We start from the raw sequence: 21,806 nt of genomic DNA on the forward strand, positions 1-21,806 counted from the left end.
TCGGCATCGTGAGGGTGAATTTCCAGACGATCCTCGTGATGCCACGCCTCGTTCGCGGTGCGCCGCGTTTGCGCGCCGACATTGTACTGGCTGAGAATGCGCCCGGTCGTCAGCAGCAGGGGAAAGCGTGGGCCGGTGCGTTCATCGGTCGGGACATAGTCTGTCACGACGAACAGGCCCTTGCCGCGCACGAAATGGTCGATGTGCATGGTGGGCGTGCCTTCGGGAGCGGCTTCGTTGACAGGCCATTGGAGCGACTGCTTGTCCAACACCTCATAGCTCACGCCTGCGAAAGTAGGCGTCAGCCGCGCAATCTCGTCCATGACCTGCGAAGGGTGCGTGTAAGCCCAGTTCAGGTCCAGGGCGTTGGCGACAAGCTGGACCACTTCCCAGTCGGCATAACCATTCTTCGGCTCCATCACCTTGCGCACGCGCTGGATGCGGCGCTCTGCATTGGTGAAAGTGCCGTCCTTTTCGAGGAAGGTGGAGCCGGGCAGGAACACGTGCGCATAGTTCGCTGTCTCGTTGAGAAAGAGGTCCTGCACCACCACGCATTCCATCGCCGCCAGGCCGGCCGCCACATGAGTCGTATTCGGGTCCGACTGGAGGATATCCTCGCCCTGAATGAAGATGCCCTTGAACGTGCCGTCCGTAGCCGCATCCAGCATGTTGGGGATGCGCAGGCCCGGTTCGGGATCCAGGGCGACGCCCCAGTCCCGCGCGAACAGCGATCTCGTGGCCTTGTCCGACACGTGTCGATAGCCGGAAAACTCGTGCGGAAAACTGCCCATGTCGCACGAGCCCTGAACGTTGTTCTGCCCACGCAGCGGATTGACGCCGGCGCCCTCCTTCCCGACATTGCCGGTCGCCATGGCCAGATTGGCTATGGCCATAACCGTGGAGGAGCCCTGGCTGTGCTCAGTCACTCCAAGGCCATAGTAGATCGCTGCATTGCCGCCGGTGGCATAGAGCCGGGCGGCGGCGCGCAGATCGGAGGCGGGAACGCCAGTCAGATCCTCGATCGCTTCGGGTGAGCGCGCCGGCTCGGAGACGAATGCGGCCCACTCGCCATAGGCGTCACCATCGCAGCGCTCGCGCACATAAGCTTCATCCACCAGTCCTTCGGTGACGATGACATGCGCCATGGCGGTGAGGACCGCCACGTTGGTTCCCGGCTGCAGCGGCAGATGATGGGCGGCCTCGACATGCGGCGAGCGTACAAGATCGATGCGGCGTGGGTCGATGACGATCAGCTTGGCGCCCGATTGACCGTTATCGCCGCGCAGCCGCTGTTTCATCCTGCTGGCGAAGACGGGGTGGCCCTCCGTGGGATTGGCGCCGATAACAAGGATCACGTCGGCATGTTCGATGCTGTCGAAATCCTGCGTGCCCGCCGAGGTGCCGAAAGTGGTCTTGAGGCCGTAGCCGGTGGGCGAGTGGCAGACGCGTGCGCAAGTATCGACGTTGTTGTTGCCGAAGCCCTGTCGGACCAGCTTCTGGACGAGGAAGGTTTCCTCATTGGTACACCGGCTGGAGGTAATGCCGCCGATGGAGCGGATGCCGTAAGCGTTCTGGATGCGGCGGAACTCGGAGGCGACATGAGCGATCGCCTCTTCCCAGGAAACCTCGCGCCACGGCTCGTCCACCGAACCGCGCACCATGGGATTGAGAATGCGGTCGCGGTGCTGGGCATAGCCCCAGGCGAAGCGACCCTTGACGCAGGAATGGCCGTGGTTGGCCTTGCCTTCCTTCCAGGGCACCATGCGCACGAGGTCCTCTCCGCGCATTTCTGCGCGGAAGGTGCAGCCAACGCCGCAATAGGCGCACGTCGTGACGACCGCGCGGTCAGGCGTGCCCTTCTCGATTACCGTGTTTTCAATCAGGGCAGAGGTCGGACATGCTTGGACACAAGCCCCGCAGGAGACGCATTCGGACGCGAAGAAACCCTCGTCCTGGCTTGCCGATATCTTGCTGGCAAAGCCGCGTCCGTCGACGGTTAATGCGAGCGTTCCCTGAGTTTCGTCGCAGGCGCGCACGCAGCGCGAGCAGACAATGCATTTGGCGGGATCGAAGGTGAAGTAAGGGTTGGATTCGTCCTTCTCAGCCCGAAGGTGGTTCGCGCCTTCGTAGCCGAAGCGCACATCGCGCAGGCCCACCGCTCCGGCCTGATCCTGTAATTCGCAATCGCCATTCGCGCTGCAGGTCAGGCAGTCGAGCGGATGATCGGAGATGTAAAGTTCCATCACCCCCCGCCGCAGTTTGCGCAATTTCTCGGTTTCGGTGCGCACTATCATTCCAGGTGCGACGGGCGTGGCGCAGGAGGCGGGATAACCGGCGCGCCCCTCAATCTCTACAAGACACAGACGGCATGAGCCGAAGCTTTCGAGGCTATCCGTCGCGCAGAGCTTGGGGATCGCGGTGTCCACCATCGCCGCAGCGCGCATGATCGACGTGCCGGCCGGAACCCAGACCGCCTGACCGTCGATGGTCAATGAAACGGCGGGACCGCTCTTTTCTGGCGTGCCGAAATCGTTTTGGGGAGTGAACGTCATGTGCCTTGCTCCGCGGCTTCGGATAGCGCGGTGGCGCCATGGAAGTCTTGCAGCCCGAAATCCTCGGGGAAATGATCCAGCGCGCTCAGCACCGGATAAGGTGTGAAACCACCCAGTGCGCACAACGAGCCGTATTTCATGGTGTCGCAAAGATCGCGTAGCAGCTCTATTTCCTCCGGATGCGAGCGGGCCATGCTCTGCGTGTTGCGCATTTGCGGCATGCCTTCCAGCGCGCGCGCCACACGCGGGGTCCTTGCCGTGATGCGATCGATCAGTTCGACTCCGCGCGTCGATCCGATGCGGCACGGCGTGCATTTGCCGCAGCTTTCGACCGCGCAAAATTCCATGGCGAAGCGCGCCATGCCCGCCATGTCCACGGTATCGTCAAACACGGTAATGCCCGCGTGGCCGATAAGGCCACCCGCCTCAGTGAAAGCCTCGTAATCGAAGGGCAGGTGGAACATGGAGGGTGGGAAGTAAGCGCCCAACGGCCCACCGACCTGGATGGCGCGCACGGGGCGGCCGCTGGCGGTGCCGCCGCCTATCTCGTTGACGAGTTCGCCCAAAGTCATGCCGAAGCCGATTTCGTAAAGTCCGCCGTTCTTTACATTGCCGGCGATTTGCACCGGCATCGTGCCACGTGAACGGCCGAAGCCGACCGCTGCGTAAGCCTGGGCGCCGTGGGCCAGGATAAATGGCGCGGCGGCGAGGCTCAGTACATTGTTGATGACGGTGGGCTTGCCGAACAAGCCTTCGATCGCCGGAAGTGGCGGCTTGGCGCGTACCTGTCCGCGCTTTCCTTCGATCGAATCGAGGAGCGCCGTCTCCTCGCCGCAAACATAAGCGCCTGCACCCATGCGCACTTCCAGCGTGAAGGGCGCGATCTTGCTTGCGGACCGGGCAATGGCGTCGCGCATGGTCTCGACCGCGAAGGGATATTCGCTGCGGATGTAGATATAGCCGTGGCGGGCGCCTACTGCATGGCCGGCGATCGCCATGCCTTCGATCAGGCAATAAGGATCGCCTTCCATCAGCATACGGTCAGCGAAAGTTCCACTGTCGCCTTCGTCCGCATTGCAGACGATGAATTTCTCGTCCGCTTCGGCATCGAGTACGGTCTGCCACTTTATGCCGGTCGGGAAACCCGCGCCGCCTCGTCCGCGAAGGCCCGATGCCTTGACCACGTCCACCACTTGCTGCGGGTGCAGGGCGAGGGCGGCCTCCAGTCCTTTCCAGCCGTCGTGCGCGGCGTAGTCGGTCAGGCTGAGCGGGTCCGTCACACCGCAGCGGGCGAACGTGAAGCGCTGTTGGCGGGCGAAGAACGGATGCTCTTCGATCGCGCCGAGGCGGCCGGGATGATTGCCGTCAAGCACAGCCGCCACGTCATCGGGGCCGACCGGGCCATAAGCGATGCGGCCGTTTTCCGTCTCCACTTCCACCAGGGGCTCGATGGAAAAGAGGCCGCGCGAACCCGTGCGGATCACATCGCAGCCGGCCTTGGCGAATGCCTGGGCAAGGGCATTCGTGCCGAGCGCGACGGACGCCATGTCCCTGCTGATGAAGACGCGGGTCACGCCTCTACCTCGCTGGCAATGCGGGCGACGGTCGCGTCGTCAATACCGGCCACCGGCTGCCCATCCACCATGGCGTTGGGGCCAATGGCGCACAGGCCCAGGCAATAGATCGGCTCCAACGCGACCTGTCCATCCTTGCGGGCATGGCCCATGGCCACTCCGAGATGCTTCGAAAGTTCGGCTTCGATTGCCATTGCACCCCGTGACCGGCAGCTCTCCGCCCGGCATAGCTTCACCACATGACGGGCGGGTGGGCGCGTGCGAAAGTCATGATAAAAGGTTACCACGCCATGCACTTCGGCGCGGCTGATGTTCAACGCCTCTGCAATCAGAGGTACGGCTAGCGGGTCGATATAGCCGAACTCCTCCTGCAGTTCGTGCAGCAGCGGCAGCAGCGCGCCGCGCATGTTTTTCCGTGCGAAACGGTCAATGATCGGCTGGATGTCTACGGTTTGTATCATGGCTGTATGCTCTTCAGCTCACGCTGTGTCATCGGGAGCAACCCGTCAAATTGATAAGAGCGATGCTTAATAGAAATATTCAATCAGTTGCCCATTCTCCGGCCATGCCACGCGCACAGCCGAGGGCTGCGGCGGCAATCGGATCGAGCGGCACGCGGTCTCCCACGATCAGGCCGACGCGGCTGATGGGAACGTCCATGACAATGGGGCGCACGCAAGCCCAGCTCGCGCCTTCGATCAGGCCCAGGTAATGGTCAGGCATGACCGTGGCGAGCTCGCCCGAACGGACCATGGCCAGCAGTGCAATGTAGCTGTCCGCCGTCGCCCGGGGCGCGACTGAAAGGTCATGGGCGCTCAGCAGGCCGTCGAGAATGCGCCGGTTCTGCATGCCCTGATGCAGCAGGCAAAGCGGATGGCGCGCCACATCTTGCCACGACACTTCGCTCGTGGAACCCGGCGAGGCGGTCACAAAGACGTAGCGTTCCGGATAGAGCGGCACCACGATCACATTCGAAGGACGTTCGTGGTCCAGATAAGTCACTCCGGCATCAATCTCGAAAGCTTCGATCGCGCGCACGATTTCACGCGACGTTTGTGAGCGCACTGACAGAGTCATGCCGGGATGGGCGGTCAACATCGCGCGTGTGAACGCCCCGATGCAAGGCATGGCCGCAGGTATCGCGCCGAGGCGAAATTCGCCGTGGAACGGGCCGATGAGAGCTTCGACCGAGTGTATCATTCCTTCGTGAGCGGCAAGCAGTTGCTGTGCCCAAGGCAGCATTGCGCGCCCTTCCTCGGTCAGCCCGATGTAACGCCGGTCGCGTTCGACCAGCCGTTTCCCTAACTGGCCCTCTAGGGCGGCGAGAGCTGAGGAAAGAGTGGGCTGGGTAATACCACAAGCTTCCGCTGCTCGTGCGAAATGTTTCTCGCGCGCAAGCGTTACGAAATAGCGCAGGGCTCTGAGCTGCATGCAAACCTACTCAGCGGATCGAAGATAGATATTCTCTATCACGTCGCAGCGGTAAGGGAATGCCGCTTGAGCCTCTCTCGCGATCAGCGGTCTTGGCTTTGAAGCTGCTCGAACAGGATTTCCATGCCTTCGCGAGCGGCAGGTGTCAGGCTGAGAAAGGATCGCCGGGCGTCCGAGGGGTCGCTCTGCCGTTCAACATATCCATTTTGGATCAAAATTGTAATCCATCGCAGTCCGGTCGATGTTGGAACGCGTGCGGCAATACATGCGCTTGTTACAGATATCTTTTGCCCGGATTTTTCGGAAGTATAGAGATCAAGAAGAATATCCCACGCCGGATCGCTGAAAAGATCTCCTTTGAACACGGTGTCGCGTTCCCGTCTCGCGTTGTAAATTTTTCTGGCGACGTTTCCGTAATTTGGCTGCGGCTTAAGCGAATGTTCTGCGGATATCCGTCGGTAGGGTTCGAACCCCGACTCAAATTCCTTGAAATCCGTCGACCGATCCCGGTCTCCGCAAATATTTTCGTGCATTCCCGTGCCCCCGCGGATTGCCCTGCCTATATCGTTAGTTAAATAGCTTACCACCATTTTGGAATTAAAAAACGAACCTACGTTCAGAACAAACGATTGTACAACGCTATTTCTACCAGATGGTATGGAAAATCCGTTAGGTTCTTGCCCCTAACGCGCTAACTTCCGCCCAGCGAGTCGACTCGAATGGAAACAGAGCACATGTTCTCGCAAGTTGCCTCTCCGGAGGATGCCCTTCGCGCCTCGATTGAGGCGCTGCGCGAAATCGTGTCGTTATATGACCGGCTGGGGCTTGAAATTCCGGCCGTGCATGCGGCAACTGCCCTTCATGCGGCCCGTTTGGCGTTGGACGATTGTGGCGGCACGTCCACCGTGGGCAATCAAGCGGGCTGAACTTTCACTGGGCGGTTCGCCGGCGGCCCGACACAGCGGTCCGGGATGGAGGTGCCGGGGCTTACGTCGACGGGATTACGCCCGTCCCAAGGACATATAAATGAGCCCGGCTTCACGCATGATTTCCGGCTTATAGATATTGCGCAGGTCGACCAGTACCGGAGCCTTGGTGAGCGCCTTTACCCGGTTGAGGTCCAGGGCGCGGAAGGCGTCCCATTCGGTCACGATCACAACGACATCGGCGCCGGTGATGGCGGCATAGGGATCGCCGGCCATCTCCACCTCGGGCATGAGTGGCCTTGCCTGCTCCATGCCCTCCGGGTCGTAGGCCGCCACGGAGACTCCGGCATCGGCCAGCGTCTGCGCAATGGCAATGGCGGGTGAATCCCGCATGTCGTCGGTATTGGGCTTGAACGTCAGACCCAGCATCGCCACGCGTTTGCCGCGCGCCGCCTCGATTCCGCCAAGCGCCTCGATCACCTTGCGGCCCATTGCACGCTTGCGCAGGTCATTCACTTTGACCACGGCTTCAACGATCCGCACAGGGCTTTCATAATCCTCAGCGGTTTTCAGCAGGGCTAGCGTGTCCTTCGGAAAGCATGATCCGCCGTAGCCGGGACCGGCGTGAAGGAACTTGCTGCCGATGCGGCCGTCCAGACCAATGCCACGGGCCACATCCTGAACGTTGCCCCCGACTTTCTCGCACAGGTCGGCCATTTCGTTGATGAACGTGATCTTGGTCGCAAGAAATGCGTTGGCGGCGTACTTGATGAGTTCGGAGGATCGGCGCGACGTGAACAGGATTGGCGCTTCGTTGAGAAACAATGGCCGATAGACCTCGCGCATGATGTCGCGGCCGAAGTCATCCTCGGCGCCGATCACAATGCGGTCAGGCCGCTTGAAATCGCTGATGGCGGCACCCTCGCGCAGGAACTCGGGGTTCGATACCACGGACACCTGATGGAGCGTGCCGCTTTCGCGGAGTATTCGTTCGACCGCGTCGCCGGTGCCGACGGGAACCGTGGACTTGGTGACCACAACCGCGTCGTTGGCCAGGCTTTCGCCTATTTCTTGAGCCACGGCATAGACGAACGAAAGATCGGCATGCCCATCCCCGCGTCGGGATGGCGTGCCCACAGCGATGAAGATCGCGCCAGCATCCTTGATGCCTTCCGCAAGGTCGGTGGTAAAGGAAAGGCGGCCTGCCTTTACATTGCTGGCCACCAGCGCATCCAGGCCGGGCTCATAGATCGGCATCACGCCTTCGCAAAGAAGGTCGATTTTCGTCTGATCCTTGTCAACGCAGACCACGTTGTGACCGAAATCGGCAAAGCACGCACCGGACACTAGGCCGACATAGCCCGAGCCCACCATTGCAATCTTCATGAAAACCTCATCAGGTCCTAATCCGTTTCGCCCTTAGAGCCGGCTCGGCTTAAGGCCAAGCCTGCCGTCCCGGCTTAAATGGCGTGATAAGCGCGAAACCAGTCTATGAAGCGCGGCACTCCCACCTCGATGGGAATGGATGGTGCATAGTCGGTGTCGCGAGTGAGGGCGGTTATATCAGCATAAGTCGCGGGAACATCCCCCGGTTGCATAGGCAACAGGTTGAGCGTCGCCTTGCGCCTACAGGCATCCTCCAGCACTTCGATCAGACGCATAAGATGTTCACTGCGATTGTTGCCGATGTTGTAAAGCGCATGCGGCTTGGTGCTGCCGCCAGCCTTTTCCTCCCCGTCGTCAGCGGGAGGACGATCAAGGCAGGCCAGCACGCCGCTGACGATATCGTCGATATAAGTGAAATCGCGATACATCTCGCCCTGATTATAGACATCGATCGGACGGTCGGAGAGCATTCGCTCAGCGAATTTCCACATTGCCATATCGGGTCGTCCCCAAGGGCCGTAGACGGTGAAGAACCTGAGACCGGTCAAGGGAATGCGAAACAGGTGCGCGTAAGTCTCGCTCAGCAGCTCGTCGGCTTTTTTGGTGGCGGCGTAGAGCGAGACCGGATGATCGGCGCGGTCCTCCACCGCGAAGGGCAGCTTGGCATTGCCGCCATAGACAGAGCTGGAACTGGCGTAGACCATATGCCTCACGCTGCGCGCCCGTGCGAGTTCAAGCATATTGACATGGCCCGCCAGGTTCGACGCGACGTATGCGTGCGGATTTTCCAGCGAGTAACGAACCCCTGCTTGCGCGCCCAGATGGATTATTGCGCCAAAATCGGCGTCTTTAAGCGCGCCCGTGAGCGCTTCCATTTCGGAAAAGTCGACCTCCTGAAAACGGAACAGATTGCCGTGGCGCGCGGTGATCCGTTCGAGACGCGCGTGCTTGAGCGACACCGCATAGTAATCGTTCATATTGTCGATGCCGATCACGGGCAGCGCGCGCGCCATCAGCGCTTCTGCCACGGCCGCGCCGATAAAGCCGGCCGCGCCGGTTACCAATATCGTGGAAGCATGCCCGCCCATCAGATCTCCAGCCGTCAATATCTCTTGGAGCGGGCCGAATAGCCAGCAATCGTGACCAAACTATAACGTATATTTTAAGCATGGCGGAAGAGGTGATCGGACGTCCGCAACCATTTGCGGAGCGGGGACAGGAGAGAGGGACACATCCCTCCTATCCCCGCTCCGCGTTCCCGCCAACCGCGCAAAGTCGGTAAAAGGCGGGAACGGTCACCTCTGAAAGCCCGGATGGGCAATACACTTCAAGGACGCCGATGCAAAGTCCCTGCTCGGCAAGTGGTGCGCCGTTAACACGGCTCTATGTCATTTTTGGGGCGGAAGGCCGGACCGGTCCGACAGTGCGATCGTTCGAGCTTGCTGCTAGTCGCCCCGGATATCGGTCAGCTTGCGCTCCCACGCCAGGGCGTGTTCGACGATGGTTGGCAGATCGGCGTAGCGTGGCACCCACGGGAGGGTCGCCTTGATCCGGCTGTTGTCGGAAATCAGAGAGTCCGGGTCGCCCGCGCGCCGGCCTTCCATGCGGCGCTTGATCTTCTGGTTAGTTACCCGATCCACAGCATCGAGAACTTCCAGAACCGAGAAACCCCGCCCGTATCCGCAGTTCATCGTCAGCGAGCGTCGCGGCTGCTCGATCAGCGCTTCAAGAGCCAGCACGTGTGCATTGGCAAGGTCAGAGACATGGATGTAATCGCGCACGCCAGTGCCGTCCGGCGTGTCGAAGTCCGTGCCGAAGACCGCCACGTGACTGCGCTTGCCCAGCGCTGCCTCCACGGCGACCTTGATAAGGTGGGTCGCGCCCGCGGTCGACTGGCCTGTGCGGGCCTGCGGGTCCGCGCCGGCGACATTGAAATAACGCAAGGCGCAATAATTGAACGGGTGTGCCTTTGACACGTCTCCCAGCATGATTTCGGTCATCAGCTTGGACATGCCGTAGGGATTGATCGGAGACTTGGGGCTGTCCTCCGTCACTGGAGAGACCTCGGGCACCCCGTAAGTCGCGGCGGTCGAACTGAAAATGAAGTGTGGAACCCCGGCCGTGACCGCGGCGTCGATCAGCGCCCGGCTTTTGGCCGTGTTGTTGTGATAGTATTTGAGCGGATTCTCCACGGATTCGGGAACGATGATGGAGCCGGCGAAATGCATGACCGCCTGCGTTCCCTGTTCGGCGAAGATCTTCGCGAGCAAGTTCGCATCCTCGATATCGCCCTGATAGAGCGGTACGTCCTCAGGAACGGCGAAACGAAAGCCTGTGGTGAGATTGTCGATCACGGCGACCGGCCAGCCGGCGTCCTTGAGCGCGAGCACCGCGTGGCTGCCGATGTAACCGGCGGCGCCGGTAACGAGGACGGGGACTTTGCTTGTCATACGTTCCTGAAATGCTGTTTCCTGGGACAGGCGAAGTGCGGCGCGAGACCGCGCCCTGGGGATAATGACGATTCGTCGTTTTGCCCACCGCGCGCTTTCATTGATTCCCGTGGCAAGGCGATGACGCAAGCGTTATTCCTCTTTGTATTCTAAAAAGAAAATCTCATGGAAGACTGCGCAGCGCCCCTTGGTGCAATGCGACCGGCAGTTCTTTGCGCAAGACATGAACCAGCTCAGAGATTTTCGGCTGGAGATGGCGCCGTTGCGGATAGACCGCCCAGATCGGCTCGTCAGCCGGGTCAAAATCCACGAGTATGGGCGTCAGCCGGCCCTCCACGATGGCTTGTCTGACATAGAAGTCGGGAAGCTGGCACAGGCCCATATCGTCCAGCGCTGCTTCCAACACTGCTGCGCCACTGTTGCAACGCCATCGGCCGTGGGGGCGATATGAGTGTGCTTTGCCGTCGACGTTGAAGCTCCATATGGCCGCGTTCCCGACAAGACAATCATGCTCGTCGAGGTCGGTCAGGTTACGCGGATGGCCGCGTCGCTCAAGATAGGCGGGGCTTGCACAGGTCAACAGCGAGCGGCTGGCGATGCGCGTGCCAATCAGGCGAGAGTCCGGTAGATGGCCGGTACGCACGGCTAGATCGTAACCCTCCGCGACCAGATCGACGACCCGATTGGTCAGATCGATATTGACCTGAAGCCGCGGATAGGAACGGGCAAATCGCCTCAGGATCGGCGCGATGAAACGCTCCCCCATCGCCGTCGAGCAGGTTAACCGCAACTCGCCTTGCGGCTCGCCCTTTTCGTCCATCAGGGCAAACGCCTCTTCCCGTTCCATCACCAGCCGTTGGCAGTGTTCGAGAAACGCCCGGCCGGTATCCGTCAAACGCACTGACCTGGTCGTGCGGTGAAACAATTGCGTCTGGATGCGTGCTTCCAGACGCATGATCGCCCGGCTCATGTGTGTGGTGGAAAGCCCCAACGCTGACGCGCCGCCCCGAAAGCTGCCCGCAGCAGCGACGGCGACAAATTCGTCGATGCCGTTCCACGAGCTCATCGATTATCCCCTCTTTGACATAATGAGTTGCGATTTTCCCACTTTATCACGGTGGCGAGCCGAGGATAGACAGGCGCCGGAAAAAGGGAGCTGCCCATGAAGACCCGCGCCGCCGTCGCGTTCGAAGCCAAGAAGCCGCTGGAAATCGTCGAGGTCGACCTTGAAGGTCCCAAAGCTGGCGAGGTTCTGGTCGAGATTATGGCGACCGGGATATGCCACACCGATGCCTACACGCTTGACGGGCTGGATTCCGAAGGCATCTTTCCCTCGATCCTCGGCCATGAAGGCGCGGGCATCGTGCGCGAAGTGGGGCCTGGCGTTACCAGCGTGAAGCCAGATGACCATGTGATTCCGCTTTACACCCCGGAATGTCGTCAGTGCAAATCGTGCCTTTCCGGCAAGACCAACCTCTGCACGGCAATCCGCGCCACGCAAGGCCAGGGGCTCATGCCGGACGGGACCAGCCGGTTCAGCTACAAGGGGCAGACGATTTTCCATTACATGGGTTGTTCGACCTTTTCGAACTTCACCGTGCTGCCTGAGATCGCTGTTGCAAAAATCCGCGAAGACGCGCCGTTCAAGACCTCTTGCTATATCGGCTGCGGTGTCACTACCGGCGTGGGGGCGGTGGTGAACACGGCCAAAGTGCAAGTGGGCGATAATGTCGTCGTGTTCGGCTTGGGCGGCATTGGTCTCAACGTTATTCAGGGCGCGAAGCTGGCCGGCGCGAACAAGATCATCGGCGTCGACATCAATCCGGACCGTGAGGAGTGGGGCCGCAAGTTCGGCATGACGGACTTCCTCAACACCAGGGGCATGAGCCGCGAGGATATCGTCGCCAAAATCGTGGTGATGACCGATGGCGGCGCGGATTATACCTTCGATGCCACCGGCAATACCGAAGTGATGCGCACGGCCCTTGAAGCGTGCCATCGCGGCTGGGGCACCTCGATCATCATCGGCGTGGCCGAGGCCGGCAAGGAGATCGCCACTCGTCCGTTCCAGCTCGTTACCGGCCGTAACTGGCGCGGCACGGCTTTCGGCGGGGCGAAGGGCCGCACTGACGTGCCCAAGATCGTGGATTGGTACATGCAGGGCAAGATCCAGATCGATCCGATGATTACGCACGTGATGGGGCTAGAAGAGATCAACAAGGGGTTCGACCTGATGCACGCAGGCGAATCGATCCGCAGCGTCGTCGTTTACTGACGCGACGCGCGATTGAGAGGAGAGAGAGAATGGCAGACCCAATTGTTTCCGGTGACGAAGTCTTCTCGCATACCTGCGTTGGCGCAAGCGATCTGGCCGCCTCCACGGCCTTTTACGATGCGGCGTTGGCCCCGCTTGGGGTGAAGAACCTGGGCCCTTTCGGTGACAGCTGCGTTCTTTACGGCAAGGAAAAGCCCGCGTTCCTCGTCCTTAAGCCCGGCAACGGGGAAGCGCCGTCCAGTAATGGCGTGACGATAGGATTTGCCGCGGCCAGTCCGGCGGATGTCGATGCCTTCCATGCGGCCGGCCTTGCTGCGGGCGGCAAGGACGAAGGGGCTGCTGGTCCTCGCGGCCATTTGCCCGGCGCTTATGCCGGCTATCTGCGTGATCCGGCCGGAAACAAGGTCTGCGCTTACACCTTCGTGTGAGGGCGAATGCGGTGATGAAAATGGAACAGGTCAGCACGAACCGGAGCCACGGTGGCGCACAGGGGGTCTATACGCATTCCTCTGTCGTCACCGGAACGCCGATGACGTTCTCAGTCTTCGTGCCCGGTCACGCGCCTGGTGCGAAGCTGCCGGTTCTCTGGTATCTTTCAGGGCTGACCTGCACTCATGCCAATGTTACGGAAAAGGGTGAGTTTCGCGCAGCTTGCGCTGAACATGGCCTGATCCTGGTGGCGCCCGACACCTCTCCGCGCGGCGATGACGTGCCTGACGACGACGCCTATGACTTCGGCAAGGGCGCCGGGTTCTACGTCGATGCCATGCAGACCCCCTGGGCGAAGAATTTCCGGATGCGCACATATATCGAGCAGGAACTTCCCGCGCTGATTGCTCAGAATTTCCCCGTCGATATGCAGCGTCAGGGCATCACCGGCCACTCGATGGGCGGGCATGGAGCGCTGACTATCAGTTTGCGCAACCCCGGTCGCTTCCGTTCGACCAGCGCCTTCTCGCCGATCGTGAGTCCTCTCAATTGCCCCTGGGGCGAAAAGGCGCTGACCGGCTATATCGGCGCCGATCGAACCGCCTGGCGAGAATACGATGCATGCGCCCTGATCGAAGACGGGGCCCGCCTGCCTGATCTATTGGTCGATCAAGGCGATGCGGACGGTTTCCTTGAAGAACAACTCAAGACCCTGTTGTTGGCGGACGCCTGCGAAAGGGCCGGCCAGCCCGCAACGATCCGCATGCACGAGGGTTACGACCACTCCTATTATTTCATTTCCACCTTCATGGCGGAGCACGTGGCCTGGCACGCCGCACGGCTGCGGTAGAGCGGCTCTAGAAACCGCGCGCAGTGCCTTCCCGGCGAGGGTCAGCGCCGCCTTCGTAACCGTCGTTGCGGGCGATCACAGCCTGAATACCTGACTCCTCGCCCCGCGCAGTGGACAGTGGCATGTTCCGCGCGGCGAGGGCCTGCATGATCGGCTGCGGGAACCGGTCCGCGCTGAACTTATCCCCTTTCGCCACCAGATTGGGCAATGCGGCCGCGGCTTGCGGGGCCATCTTCCAGTCGAGCAGGGCGATCAGCGCCTTGAGGTTGTAAGCCTGAATAGAGCTGCCGCCCGGCGATCCTACGGCGGCGAGGAAACGGCCGTTGCGGGTCAGCACGATGGTGGGGGCCATGCTTGAACGGGGACGCTTGCCGGGGGCTGGGGCGTTGGCCGCCGGGACACCGTCCGGGTCAGTGGGCGAAAGCGAGAAATCGGTAAGCTGATTGTTGAGAAAGAAGCCGTCCACCATCCGGCCTGATCCGAAGATGCTTTCCACTGTGGTCGTCATTGACACCACATTGCCTTGCGCATCGACGATCACGAAGTGGCTCGTGCCGCCGGGCTCGATCGTCGAATCGGGTCCGGCGAGAGGAGCGCCTGGCGGCAGGCCGAAGGTTATCGGGCCGGCCTTCTCGCCGATCAGGTTGGCGCGCTGTTGGAGGTACGCTGGGGCCAGCAGACCTTTAAGAGGGACTTTGACGAAACGAGGATCCCCCACGTAGCGATCGCGATCGGCGTAAGCGAGGCGGCTGGCCTGAGCAAATTGGAACCAGGCCGTCGGGTCTGCGGCGCTACGTTTGTCGATATCCGTGTAATTAAGGATTCCAAGCGCCATTTGCAGACCCGGGCCGCCCGAAGGAGCCTGAGGCGTGCATACGATATAAATGCGATACGGCTCGCACAGGGCGGGCCCCGACGTCGGCCGGTACGATGCGAGATCAGCCAAGACCATGGTGCTGGGATGCGGATCTTCATGCAGACGCTTGATGATGTCCTGCGCGATGGGGCCGGTCAGCAGGCCGGAGGCTCCATATCGAGCTATGCGCTGGAGCGTGCGCGCATAATCAGGGTTCTTCAGCCTGTCACCGGCGACGTACGGGGTGCCGTCGGTCTTGGTGAAATAGCGCTTGGCGTCAGGCGCTGAGGGCTGGGGCACTTGTTTGAGTGCGATCATTCCGGCAAGGCGCGGGCTGATGATAAAACCCTCTTCCGCCAACTTCTCCGCCGGCTTGAACAGATCCGCCCAGGGCAGGCGGCCGTGGTCGTGATGCGCCATGTCGAGCATGGCAATCGCCCCCGGCGCTCCGGTGGAGATACCGCCGAGCACTGCCTCGAAAAAGGGTAGAGGTTTGCCGTCATCGCCCAGGAACAGTCGGTTGGTCGCGCCCATCGGCGCTGTTTCCCGGCCGTCATAGGCCGTGACCTTCCGGACTTTCGCATCATAATAGACCATGAAGGCGCCGCCGCCGAGGCCAGAGCTTTGCGGTTCGACGAGGCCCAGTATCGCCTGGATCGCCACCGCGGCGTCAACCGCCGAGCCTCCGGCTTTCAGGACTTCGACACCGACCTGAGTGGCCAGAGGATTCGCGGCTGCGACTATTGCGTGACGGGCATAACCCGATTGCCGCTCGGCACCATCAGCCGCTACGCTCTTTGAATGGGCGGCGGGCGCAGCGCCGTTCGCGATGGTGAAGGCGAGCGCTGCAACGGCGGTAATAAAGGAACGGCGACGCAAAGGGTTACTCCGTTTATTTTGCGTTGCGGTACATAGGGCACGAACCCGCGTTTGCTGCAAGTCTGCGCTAGTCCCGGCGGGCCAGGCGGACATCCTTATCCTGCTGCGGTCTGCGGCCGGTCATGCGTAAATAGAACCGGGAAAAGTATGAAGGGTCGGAAAAGCCCAGGTCTTCGGCTACCTGCACGATGCTGGCGTTAGTGAATCGCAGGAGCCGCCGCGCTTCCAGCGTCAGCCTGGCATGGATGACCTGAACGGGCGTGCAGTCAAGCCTGCGGCGGCAGATCCGGGTGAGAGTCCTGTCGGTCGTTCCCAACATCCGAGCGTACCAGCTCACCGGCCGATGTTCGCGCAAGTGAAGTTCGATCAGATGGCGGAAGCCGGAAAGAAGCTGGGTGTCGGGCGGTGATGTTTCGTCGCGGGGTTCGAGCGGAAGCGATCTTGCAAGCGCTTCGGCCAGGGCAAGGAACAGTGGCTGCGGCGCGCGCCAGTCGGACTGGATTGCCAGCATTTCAGCGCAAAGCCAGGTGATGCGCCCCATATCGTCCGTCGGAATGGGGCCGCTCGCCCCATGGGACAGCATCCGCAACATCGGATCGGCAGCGTCGATACCGCGAGCGGCGAACCCGGCGGAAAGCGTCAGGACATAGCCTGAGGTCTCCGGCGTGAAACGGAAGCCGTGGACGCTGCCGATCGGCACGACCATATGACTCGGAGCGTCAAGTATCCGCACGCGATCATCGCACCGGAATACCACTTGTCCGGTCAATACCAGAAGGACTTGTACGCTATGAAGATGACGATGCGGCGCAATCTCCCAGTCGTACAGCGCGCTTCGGGCCGCTATAGTCTCTATATGCGCGAATTGGGGCGGGGTGTCCGTCAGTTCTTCGCCGTACAGAATGAAGCTGGGGATCGCGTTGAATGACAAAGATCGTGTCCTGAAAGTACCTGAAATATGGCCTCGCCGTCCCTTCCTGCCGGAACCTTTATTTGTCAATCGTTCGCTAATGGTCGCGCAGGTGGAGCGCGCCGGATGAGGAGCAAAAGGCATGCGAACACAAGTGGCGATCATCGGCGCGGGGCCTGCTGGCCTGCTGCTGGGGCACCTCCTCCTGGCGCAGGGCGTCGATTGCGTCGTCATCGAACGCCAGACGCCTGAATATGTGCTGTCGCGTATTCGCGCGGGCGTGCTTGAAGACGTCACCGTAGGATTGATGGAGCAGTTGGGACTGGACGCCCGGATGAAAGCGGAGGGGCTGCCGCACGACGGCTTTAACCTTGCTGACGGAGAGCGCCTGATCCGTATCGACATTGCAGGGCTGACCGGCCGGCATGTTATGGTCTACGGTCAGACCGAACTGACGCGCGATCTGATGGATGCAGCCGCTCCGCGCGGGCTTCAGGTGATCTATGAGGCCACGGATGTGACCCTGCACGAGATCGAGAGCGACAAGCCGAGCGTGACGTACGTCAAGGATGGTGCGCAGCACCGTGTAGAGGCTCGTTTCATCGCTGGCTGCGACGGATTTCACGGGCCTTCGCGCCAGGCTATTCCTGCCTCCGTCGGCCAGGCGTTCGAGCGGGTCTATCCCTTCGGCTGGCTGGGGATTCTGGCGGATGTGCCGCCGTGCAACCATGAACTGATTTACGCTCATCACGAACGGGGCTTTGCGCTGGCTTCGATGCGTTCGCACACTCGCAGCCGTTATTACGTGGATGTGCCGCTGACGGAACGGATTGAGGATTGGAGCGACGATCGCATCTGGGATGAACTGGCGATCCGCCTGGGCCCCGAAGCGGCTGCGCATATCACACGCGGGCCATCCATCGAGAAGTCGATCGCACCGCTGCGTTCCTTCGTGTTCGAGCCAATGCGTCACGGCAGCTTGCTACTGTGCGGGGACGCCGCTCATATCGTCCCTCCCACCGGGGCCAAGGGCTTGAACCTTGCAGCGAGCGATGTTCATTACGCCAGTGAGGCGCTTGTCGCGTGGTTCAAAGCGAACAACAATGACGCCGTCGGGGCTTATTCCCGGAAGGCGCTGGCGCGGGTGTGGAAGTCGGAGCGTTTCAGTTGGTCGCTGACCAAGTTGATGCACCGGTTCCCGGACGATGGGCCGTTCGAGCGTCGCATGCAGCTTGCCGAGTTGGACTACATCGCCTCCAGTGAAGCGGCGCAACGTTCCATAGCTGAGAATTATGTGGGCCTGCCGGTCTGACGAAAGAAAAAGCGTCCCGCGGCCCAGCAAGCCACGGGGCGCATTCGTCAGGTCTGGCTGGCATCCTCAGGCCAGTACAGGCGCATCGGATTGATAACGAGTAACTTCTGTTGCAGCTCCACCGTAGGAGCGATGCGCGGGATCATGTCGACAAGGTGGCCATCATCGGGAATGGCGTCCTGCATGTTGGGGTGCGGCCAGTCAGTGCCCCAAAGCGCTCGATCCTGATAATCTGCGACGAGCGGCGCCACAGCTTTGGCGAAGGCGTTCCACGGGCTTCCCGCAGGATCGAGCCGATCCGGACAGGTGGCCTTGAACCAGATATCATCCCGCGAATCGAGCAGGCGCCGGAAAGCCTTCATATCCACGCCGTCCGGGCCTTGGGCCACATTGGGCCGCCCCATGTGGTCGATCACTAGAGGCACCGGGATCGCATCCATGAACGGGCGCAGGTCCTCCAGGATGTCCGCTTCGAAATAGATCACCACATGCCAGCCTTCGGGCAGGCGCTTTGATACTTCCAGAAACCGGTCTTTGGGCGCATCGTCTACCAGCCGCTTCAGGAAATTGAAGCGGATACCGCGAATGCCGCCTTCGTGCAGCGCATCAAGATCGGCCTCGGAGATCGCGGGATCGACCACTGCGACGCCGCGTGCTTTCCCATCGGATTTCGCGATGGCGTCCAGCGTGGCTGCGTTGTCCGTGCCGTGACAGCTCGCCTGAACGATTACGTTGCGGGAAAAGCCCAAGTGATCGCGGAGGGCAAAGAGCATGTCCGGCCCGGCGTCCTCGGGCAGGTATTTGGCCTTGGCGCTGAACGGGAATTGCGCCATCGGCCCGAACACGTGGCAATGGGCATCCACCGCGCCCGGCGGCGGGGTGTATGTGGGCTTGCTGGGGCTTGTGTGCCAGCTCACGATGCGATCAGTCATCCGTCTATCCTTGCCAGTGCCTTAAGCGAACACCGTGCCGTCCATCAGCTTGCGGGCGGTGCGGAGAAGGGCCGCGCTGATGGCGGCACCGTCATCGTCGGTTTCGAGCACGCAGGACATCTCGCCGGTGGGGTGTTCGACCGAGACCGTCTTGCGAGTGCCCTGGGGTATCTGCGCGACTTCAGTCGCCGGTGAACCCTCTATCAGACAGGCGGTCGCCACCGAGACGGCGCCGAGCACGCCGATCGTCGCGTGAGCGCGGTGAGGGATGAAACTGCGCACGGTAATTGCGCCCCCGTTCCTCGGAGGCGCGACCAGCATCATCTTGGGGACCGACTTCTCACGCACGTCGCCAAGGTTCATCCGTTCGCCCACTGCGAGTCGGATCGCCTCGATCCGGCGCTTCAGCTCGGTATCGGCATCAAGGCTGTCACGGTCTTCATAGCCAGTCGCGCCCAGGTCCGAAGCTTTCATCACCACGCAGGGCATGCCGTTGTCGATCAGCGTCACTGGCACCCCGTTCACCACATCCACGGCATTGCCCGTGGGCAGGAGCGCGCCGCACGAGGAGCCGGCTGTGTCGCGAAACTCGAGCGGGATGGGGGCATGCGTTCCCGGCACGCCGTCAATGGCGGCCTGGCCCGTATAAGTGACCTTTCCGCCCGGCGTTTGCACCGTGGCGACGGCCACTTGGCCGGTATTCTCCATGAATATGGCGACCCGGGTTTCGTCCCCGGTGGCGTCGACCAGGCCGCGCTCAATTGCGAAGGGGCCGATGCCGGCCAGGATGTTGCCGCAGTTCTGCGCGTCAGTCACTATGGCCTGATCGACGAACACCTGCAGGAACAGGTAATCGACGTCGATCCCCTCGCGCTCAGACTCGCTGACCACGGCGACCTTGCTGGTCAGCGGGTCGGCGCCCCCCATGCCATCGATCTGGCGCGGGTCGGGCGAACCCATGACGCGAAGCAGGAAGGCATCGCGCTCGGCGGTGTCGGCGGGCAGATCCTGCTTGAGGAAATAGCCGCCCTTGGACGTGCCGCCGCGCATCCACATACAGCGCGCGCTAAGCTCGTCAGACATATTTGAGCCCCGCCTCGGCCAGGCGTTCGCGCATCTTGTACATGTCAAGGCCGAGCACGCCTGCCGCCAGCTTTTCGCGCTTCTCCGCCTCGTTGGCTTCGCGCGCTTGGGCTTTGGCGAGGACGTCCGCTGCATTCGCGCGCGGGACCACACAGACCCCGTCGTCATCGGCCACGATAACGTCGCCCGGATTTACGGCGGCGTTCGCGCAGACTACCGGCACATTCACCGAGCCGAGCGTGTTCTTGACAGTGCCTTGTGCATAGATCGCCTTGGACCAGACAGGAAAGCCCATCTCGGTCAGGTCGCGTACGTCCCGGACGCCCGCATCTATCACCAGGCCCCGACAACCGCGTGCGATGGCGCTGGTGGCGAGCAGGTCGCCGAAATAGCCATCGTCGCAAGGGCTGGTGGGCGCCAGGAGGAGAATGTCGCCTGGCCTGATCTGTTCGATCGCGACGTGAAGCATCCAGTTGTCACCGGGAGGGGCGCTGATCGTCACCGCCGAACCGGCCACGCGCGCACCGCGATAGATCGGATGCATATAACTGGCGAGTAGCCCGGTCCGTCCCTGCGCCTCATGGACCGTGGCTACGCCGCAGGCGGCCAGGCCATCAATAACGGCGGGATCGGCCCGTTCGATGTTCTGCACGACTATGCCGGCCATATTCTTTCTCCTTTTTCTCCCTTTCGGCACATGGCGGGCCATGAAGGGAGAGGGAAACAGAAAACGATGGCAGGGCCATAGGATTTCGCTAATTCCTGTTCGATGGATGTCTGGGATCTCAACTTGCGCCATCTTCTGGCAGTGGCCAGGATCGTCGAGTTCGGAACGGTCAGCGCTGCGGCCACGGCCGTGAATCTGAGCCAACCCGCTGTCACCCAGGCATTGAGCCGGCTGGAGGGACAGATCGGCATGCCGCTGTTTGATCGCCGCCATGATGGGATGGTCCCGACCGTTGCCGCGCTTTTGCTGGCTCCGCGCATCGATGCGGCGATGGCGCGCATGTCCAGTCCTTATGTCACGATGTCGCGGCTGCGCGCTTTGCTGGCCTTGGCCGACGTCGGTAGTTATGCGGGCGCGAGCCACGTTACCGGCCTTTCGGTTCCCTCCATCCACCGGGCAGTGGCCGACCTGGGCACAGCGATGCGGCGCAAACTGGTCGAGCGGCGAGGTCGCGCCGTCGCGCTTACTGAAGCTGGCGTGCAAGTGGTCAATGCTTTCCGTCTGGCGAAAGTGGAGCTGGAAACGGGCCTGTCCGAAGTCGCCGCGCTGAACGGGCAGGAAACCCGCAGCATCGCCGTTGGGGCAATGCCTTTGTCCCGCGCGCGGATTCTCCCTCGCGCGGTTACACACTTCATCCGCCGTTACCCGATGGTGAAGTTGGGGATCGCCGAGGGCGCGCGCCCGGAACTGGTCGAGCCACTGCGCCACGGCGCGCTCGACATGATGATCGGCGCGCTGCGCGATCCTTTGCTGGAAGAAGACCTCGTGCAGATCCCGCTGTTCGACGATGTTCCTGCCGTGATTGCCAGGGCCGGCCATCCGCTTGCGGGAACCGCGCCTGACCGCCGTGAACTGGCTCGCTATGGGTGGGTGGTGCCGCCGCGCGGCACACCACTTCGCGAGAGCTTCGAGCGTCATTTCGCTGAAGTGGGTATCGAGATGCCGAAAGTGCCGATCGAGTCAGGATCAGTGATGACGCTGCGTGAAATTCTGATCGACAGCGATTTCCTGACACTGCTTTCGCCTGACCAGGTCTCGGTTGAGCTTGAGGCGGGGTGGTTGATACAGCTTGGCGCCCTGCCGCCGGAACTCGGCCGCACCATCGGTCTGACCTGCCGCGCCTCCTGGCGACCTACCGAAGTGCAACGTGCCTTTATCGAGGAACTGGCGGAAGCCAGCGCGGGACTCCCCGGCGCGCTGCATCCGGATTTATCGCCGCTGCTCGGCTGAATAA

The 21,806-nt window shown here is 61.6% G+C and carries 20 protein-coding genes; 6 read left to right on the forward strand and 14 right to left on the reverse strand.

Annotation, left to right across the window (positions count from 1 at the left end):
* The 5 genes from fdhF to V7D69_RS09120 all read right to left on the reverse strand — a co-directional run.
* On the reverse strand, nt 1-2,552 hold a 2,552-nt coding region (gene fdhF, locus V7D69_RS09100; protein WP_333605619.1), incomplete at its 3' end, for a formate dehydrogenase subunit alpha.
* A complete protein-coding gene (locus tag V7D69_RS09105) occupies nt 2,549-4,126 on the reverse strand; it encodes an NADH-ubiquinone oxidoreductase-F iron-sulfur binding region domain-containing protein (protein WP_333605620.1) in 1,578 nt (525 codons plus the stop codon). The genes V7D69_RS09105 and fdhF, both read right to left, overlap by 4 nt.
* On the reverse strand, nt 4,123-4,587 hold the full coding sequence (locus V7D69_RS09110; RefSeq protein WP_324064725.1) for a formate dehydrogenase subunit gamma: 465 nt from the start codon (nt 4,585-4,587) through the stop codon (nt 4,123-4,125). Before V7D69_RS09110 ends, V7D69_RS09105 begins: the two co-directional genes overlap by 4 nt.
* A 79-nt stretch (nt 4,588-4,666) precedes the next feature.
* Nucleotides 4,667-5,557 (reverse strand): LysR family transcriptional regulator, encoded by an 891-nt coding sequence (locus V7D69_RS09115; RefSeq protein WP_333605621.1) that lies wholly within the window; start codon nt 5,555-5,557, stop codon nt 4,667-4,669.
* Nucleotides 5,558-5,640: 83 nt separating this feature from the next.
* The gene (locus V7D69_RS09120; RefSeq protein WP_333605622.1) at nt 5,641-6,090 is read right to left on the reverse strand and encodes a MarR family transcriptional regulator; all 450 of its coding nucleotides are present in this window, start codon (nt 6,088-6,090) and stop codon (nt 5,641-5,643) included.
* A 201-nt stretch (nt 6,091-6,291) separates the two neighbouring features.
* On the opposite strand from V7D69_RS09120, the gene V7D69_RS09125 reads away from it, so the two are divergent.
* Nucleotides 6,292-6,483 carry a hypothetical protein gene (locus tag V7D69_RS09125; protein ID WP_324064720.1) on the forward strand — a complete coding sequence of 64 codons (192 nt, stop codon included), beginning with the start codon at nt 6,292-6,294 and terminating at the stop codon, nt 6,481-6,483.
* Between the two features lie 75 nt (nt 6,484-6,558).
* Here the strand turns inward: V7D69_RS09125 and V7D69_RS09130 are convergent, their stop codons facing one another.
* The 4 genes from V7D69_RS09130 to V7D69_RS09145 form a co-directional block, all read right to left on the reverse strand.
* Nucleotides 6,559-7,869 (reverse strand): UDP-glucose dehydrogenase family protein, encoded by a 1,311-nt coding sequence (locus V7D69_RS09130; RefSeq protein ID WP_333605623.1) that lies wholly within the window; start codon nt 7,867-7,869, stop codon nt 6,559-6,561.
* A gap of 74 nt (nt 7,870-7,943) precedes the next feature.
* Nucleotides 7,944-8,957, reverse strand: a complete 1,014-nt coding sequence (locus tag V7D69_RS09135; RefSeq protein WP_333605624.1) for an NAD-dependent epimerase/dehydratase family protein — start codon at nt 8,955-8,957, stop codon at nt 7,944-7,946.
* Between the two features lie 357 nt (nt 8,958-9,314).
* Nucleotides 9,315-10,319 (reverse strand): UDP-glucose 4-epimerase GalE, encoded by a 1,005-nt coding sequence (gene galE, locus V7D69_RS09140; protein WP_333605625.1) that lies wholly within the window; start codon nt 10,317-10,319, stop codon nt 9,315-9,317.
* A 163-nt stretch (nt 10,320-10,482) separates the two neighbouring features.
* Nucleotides 10,483-11,385, reverse strand: a complete 903-nt coding sequence (locus tag V7D69_RS09145; RefSeq protein ID WP_324062190.1) for a LysR family transcriptional regulator — start codon at nt 11,383-11,385, stop codon at nt 10,483-10,485.
* Nucleotides 11,386-11,481: 96 nt separating this feature from the next.
* Here V7D69_RS09145 and V7D69_RS09150 point away from each other — a divergent pair, with 96 nt between their 5' ends.
* From V7D69_RS09150 to fghA, 3 genes are read left to right on the forward strand one after another with little or no spacing between them, the layout of a single operon-like run.
* Nucleotides 11,482-12,594, forward strand: a complete 1,113-nt coding sequence (locus V7D69_RS09150) for an S-(hydroxymethyl)glutathione dehydrogenase/class III alcohol dehydrogenase (RefSeq protein ID WP_324062189.1) — start codon at nt 11,482-11,484, stop codon at nt 12,592-12,594.
* A 29-nt stretch (nt 12,595-12,623) separates the two neighbouring features.
* Nucleotides 12,624-13,022 (forward strand): VOC family protein, encoded by a 399-nt coding sequence (locus V7D69_RS09155; protein ID WP_324062187.1) that lies wholly within the window; start codon nt 12,624-12,626, stop codon nt 13,020-13,022.
* 14 nt (nt 13,023-13,036) lie between these two features.
* Entirely contained in the window at nt 13,037-13,873 is an 837-nt protein-coding gene (fghA, locus tag V7D69_RS09160) for an S-formylglutathione hydrolase (protein ID WP_333605626.1), read from the forward strand.
* Between the two features lie 7 nt (nt 13,874-13,880).
* Here fghA and V7D69_RS09165 read toward each other — a convergent pair whose 3' ends face one another.
* Together V7D69_RS09165 and V7D69_RS09170 are read right to left on the reverse strand one after the other, a co-directional pair.
* Nucleotides 13,881-15,608, reverse strand: coding sequence for a gamma-glutamyltransferase family protein (locus tag V7D69_RS09165; RefSeq protein ID WP_333605627.1), 1,728 nt, complete (start codon nt 15,606-15,608; stop codon nt 13,881-13,883).
* A gap of 67 nt (nt 15,609-15,675) precedes the next feature.
* Nucleotides 15,676-16,539, reverse strand: a complete 864-nt coding sequence (locus V7D69_RS09170; protein ID WP_324063430.1) for a helix-turn-helix domain-containing protein — start codon at nt 16,537-16,539, stop codon at nt 15,676-15,678.
* 121 nt (nt 16,540-16,660) lie between these two features.
* Here V7D69_RS09170 and pobA point away from each other — a divergent pair, with 121 nt between their 5' ends.
* Complete coding sequence (gene pobA, locus V7D69_RS09175) at nt 16,661-17,830, forward strand: 4-hydroxybenzoate 3-monooxygenase (protein WP_324063428.1); 1,170 nt, start codon at nt 16,661-16,663, stop codon at nt 17,828-17,830.
* Between the two features lie 47 nt (nt 17,831-17,877).
* On the opposite strand, the gene V7D69_RS09180 is transcribed toward pobA, so the two are convergent.
* The 3 genes from V7D69_RS09180 to ligK are packed head-to-tail and all read right to left on the reverse strand — an operon-like array spanning nt 17,878 to nt 20,512.
* A complete protein-coding gene (locus V7D69_RS09180; RefSeq protein ID WP_324063426.1) occupies nt 17,878-18,762 on the reverse strand; it encodes an amidohydrolase family protein in 885 nt (294 codons plus the stop codon).
* Nucleotides 18,763-18,783: 21 nt separating this feature from the next.
* A complete protein-coding gene (locus tag V7D69_RS09185; protein ID WP_333605628.1) occupies nt 18,784-19,845 on the reverse strand; it encodes a 4-oxalomesaconate tautomerase in 1,062 nt (353 codons plus the stop codon).
* A complete protein-coding gene (gene ligK, locus V7D69_RS09190; RefSeq protein WP_324063422.1) occupies nt 19,838-20,512 on the reverse strand; it encodes a 4-carboxy-4-hydroxy-2-oxoadipate aldolase/oxaloacetate decarboxylase in 675 nt (224 codons plus the stop codon). The genes V7D69_RS09185 and ligK overlap by 8 nt, the downstream gene beginning before the upstream one ends.
* Nucleotides 20,513-20,614: 102 nt before the next feature.
* Between ligK and V7D69_RS09195 the strand changes: the two genes are divergently transcribed.
* On the forward strand, nt 20,615-21,802 hold the full coding sequence (locus V7D69_RS09195) for a LysR family transcriptional regulator (RefSeq protein WP_333605629.1): 1,188 nt from the start codon (nt 20,615-20,617) through the stop codon (nt 21,800-21,802).
* Nucleotides 21,803-21,806 lie beyond the last annotated feature (4 nt).

The sequence above is a fragment of the Novosphingobium sp. genome (assembly GCF_036733805.1).
Classification (GTDB): Bacteria; Pseudomonadota; Alphaproteobacteria; order Sphingomonadales; family Sphingomonadaceae; genus Novosphingobium.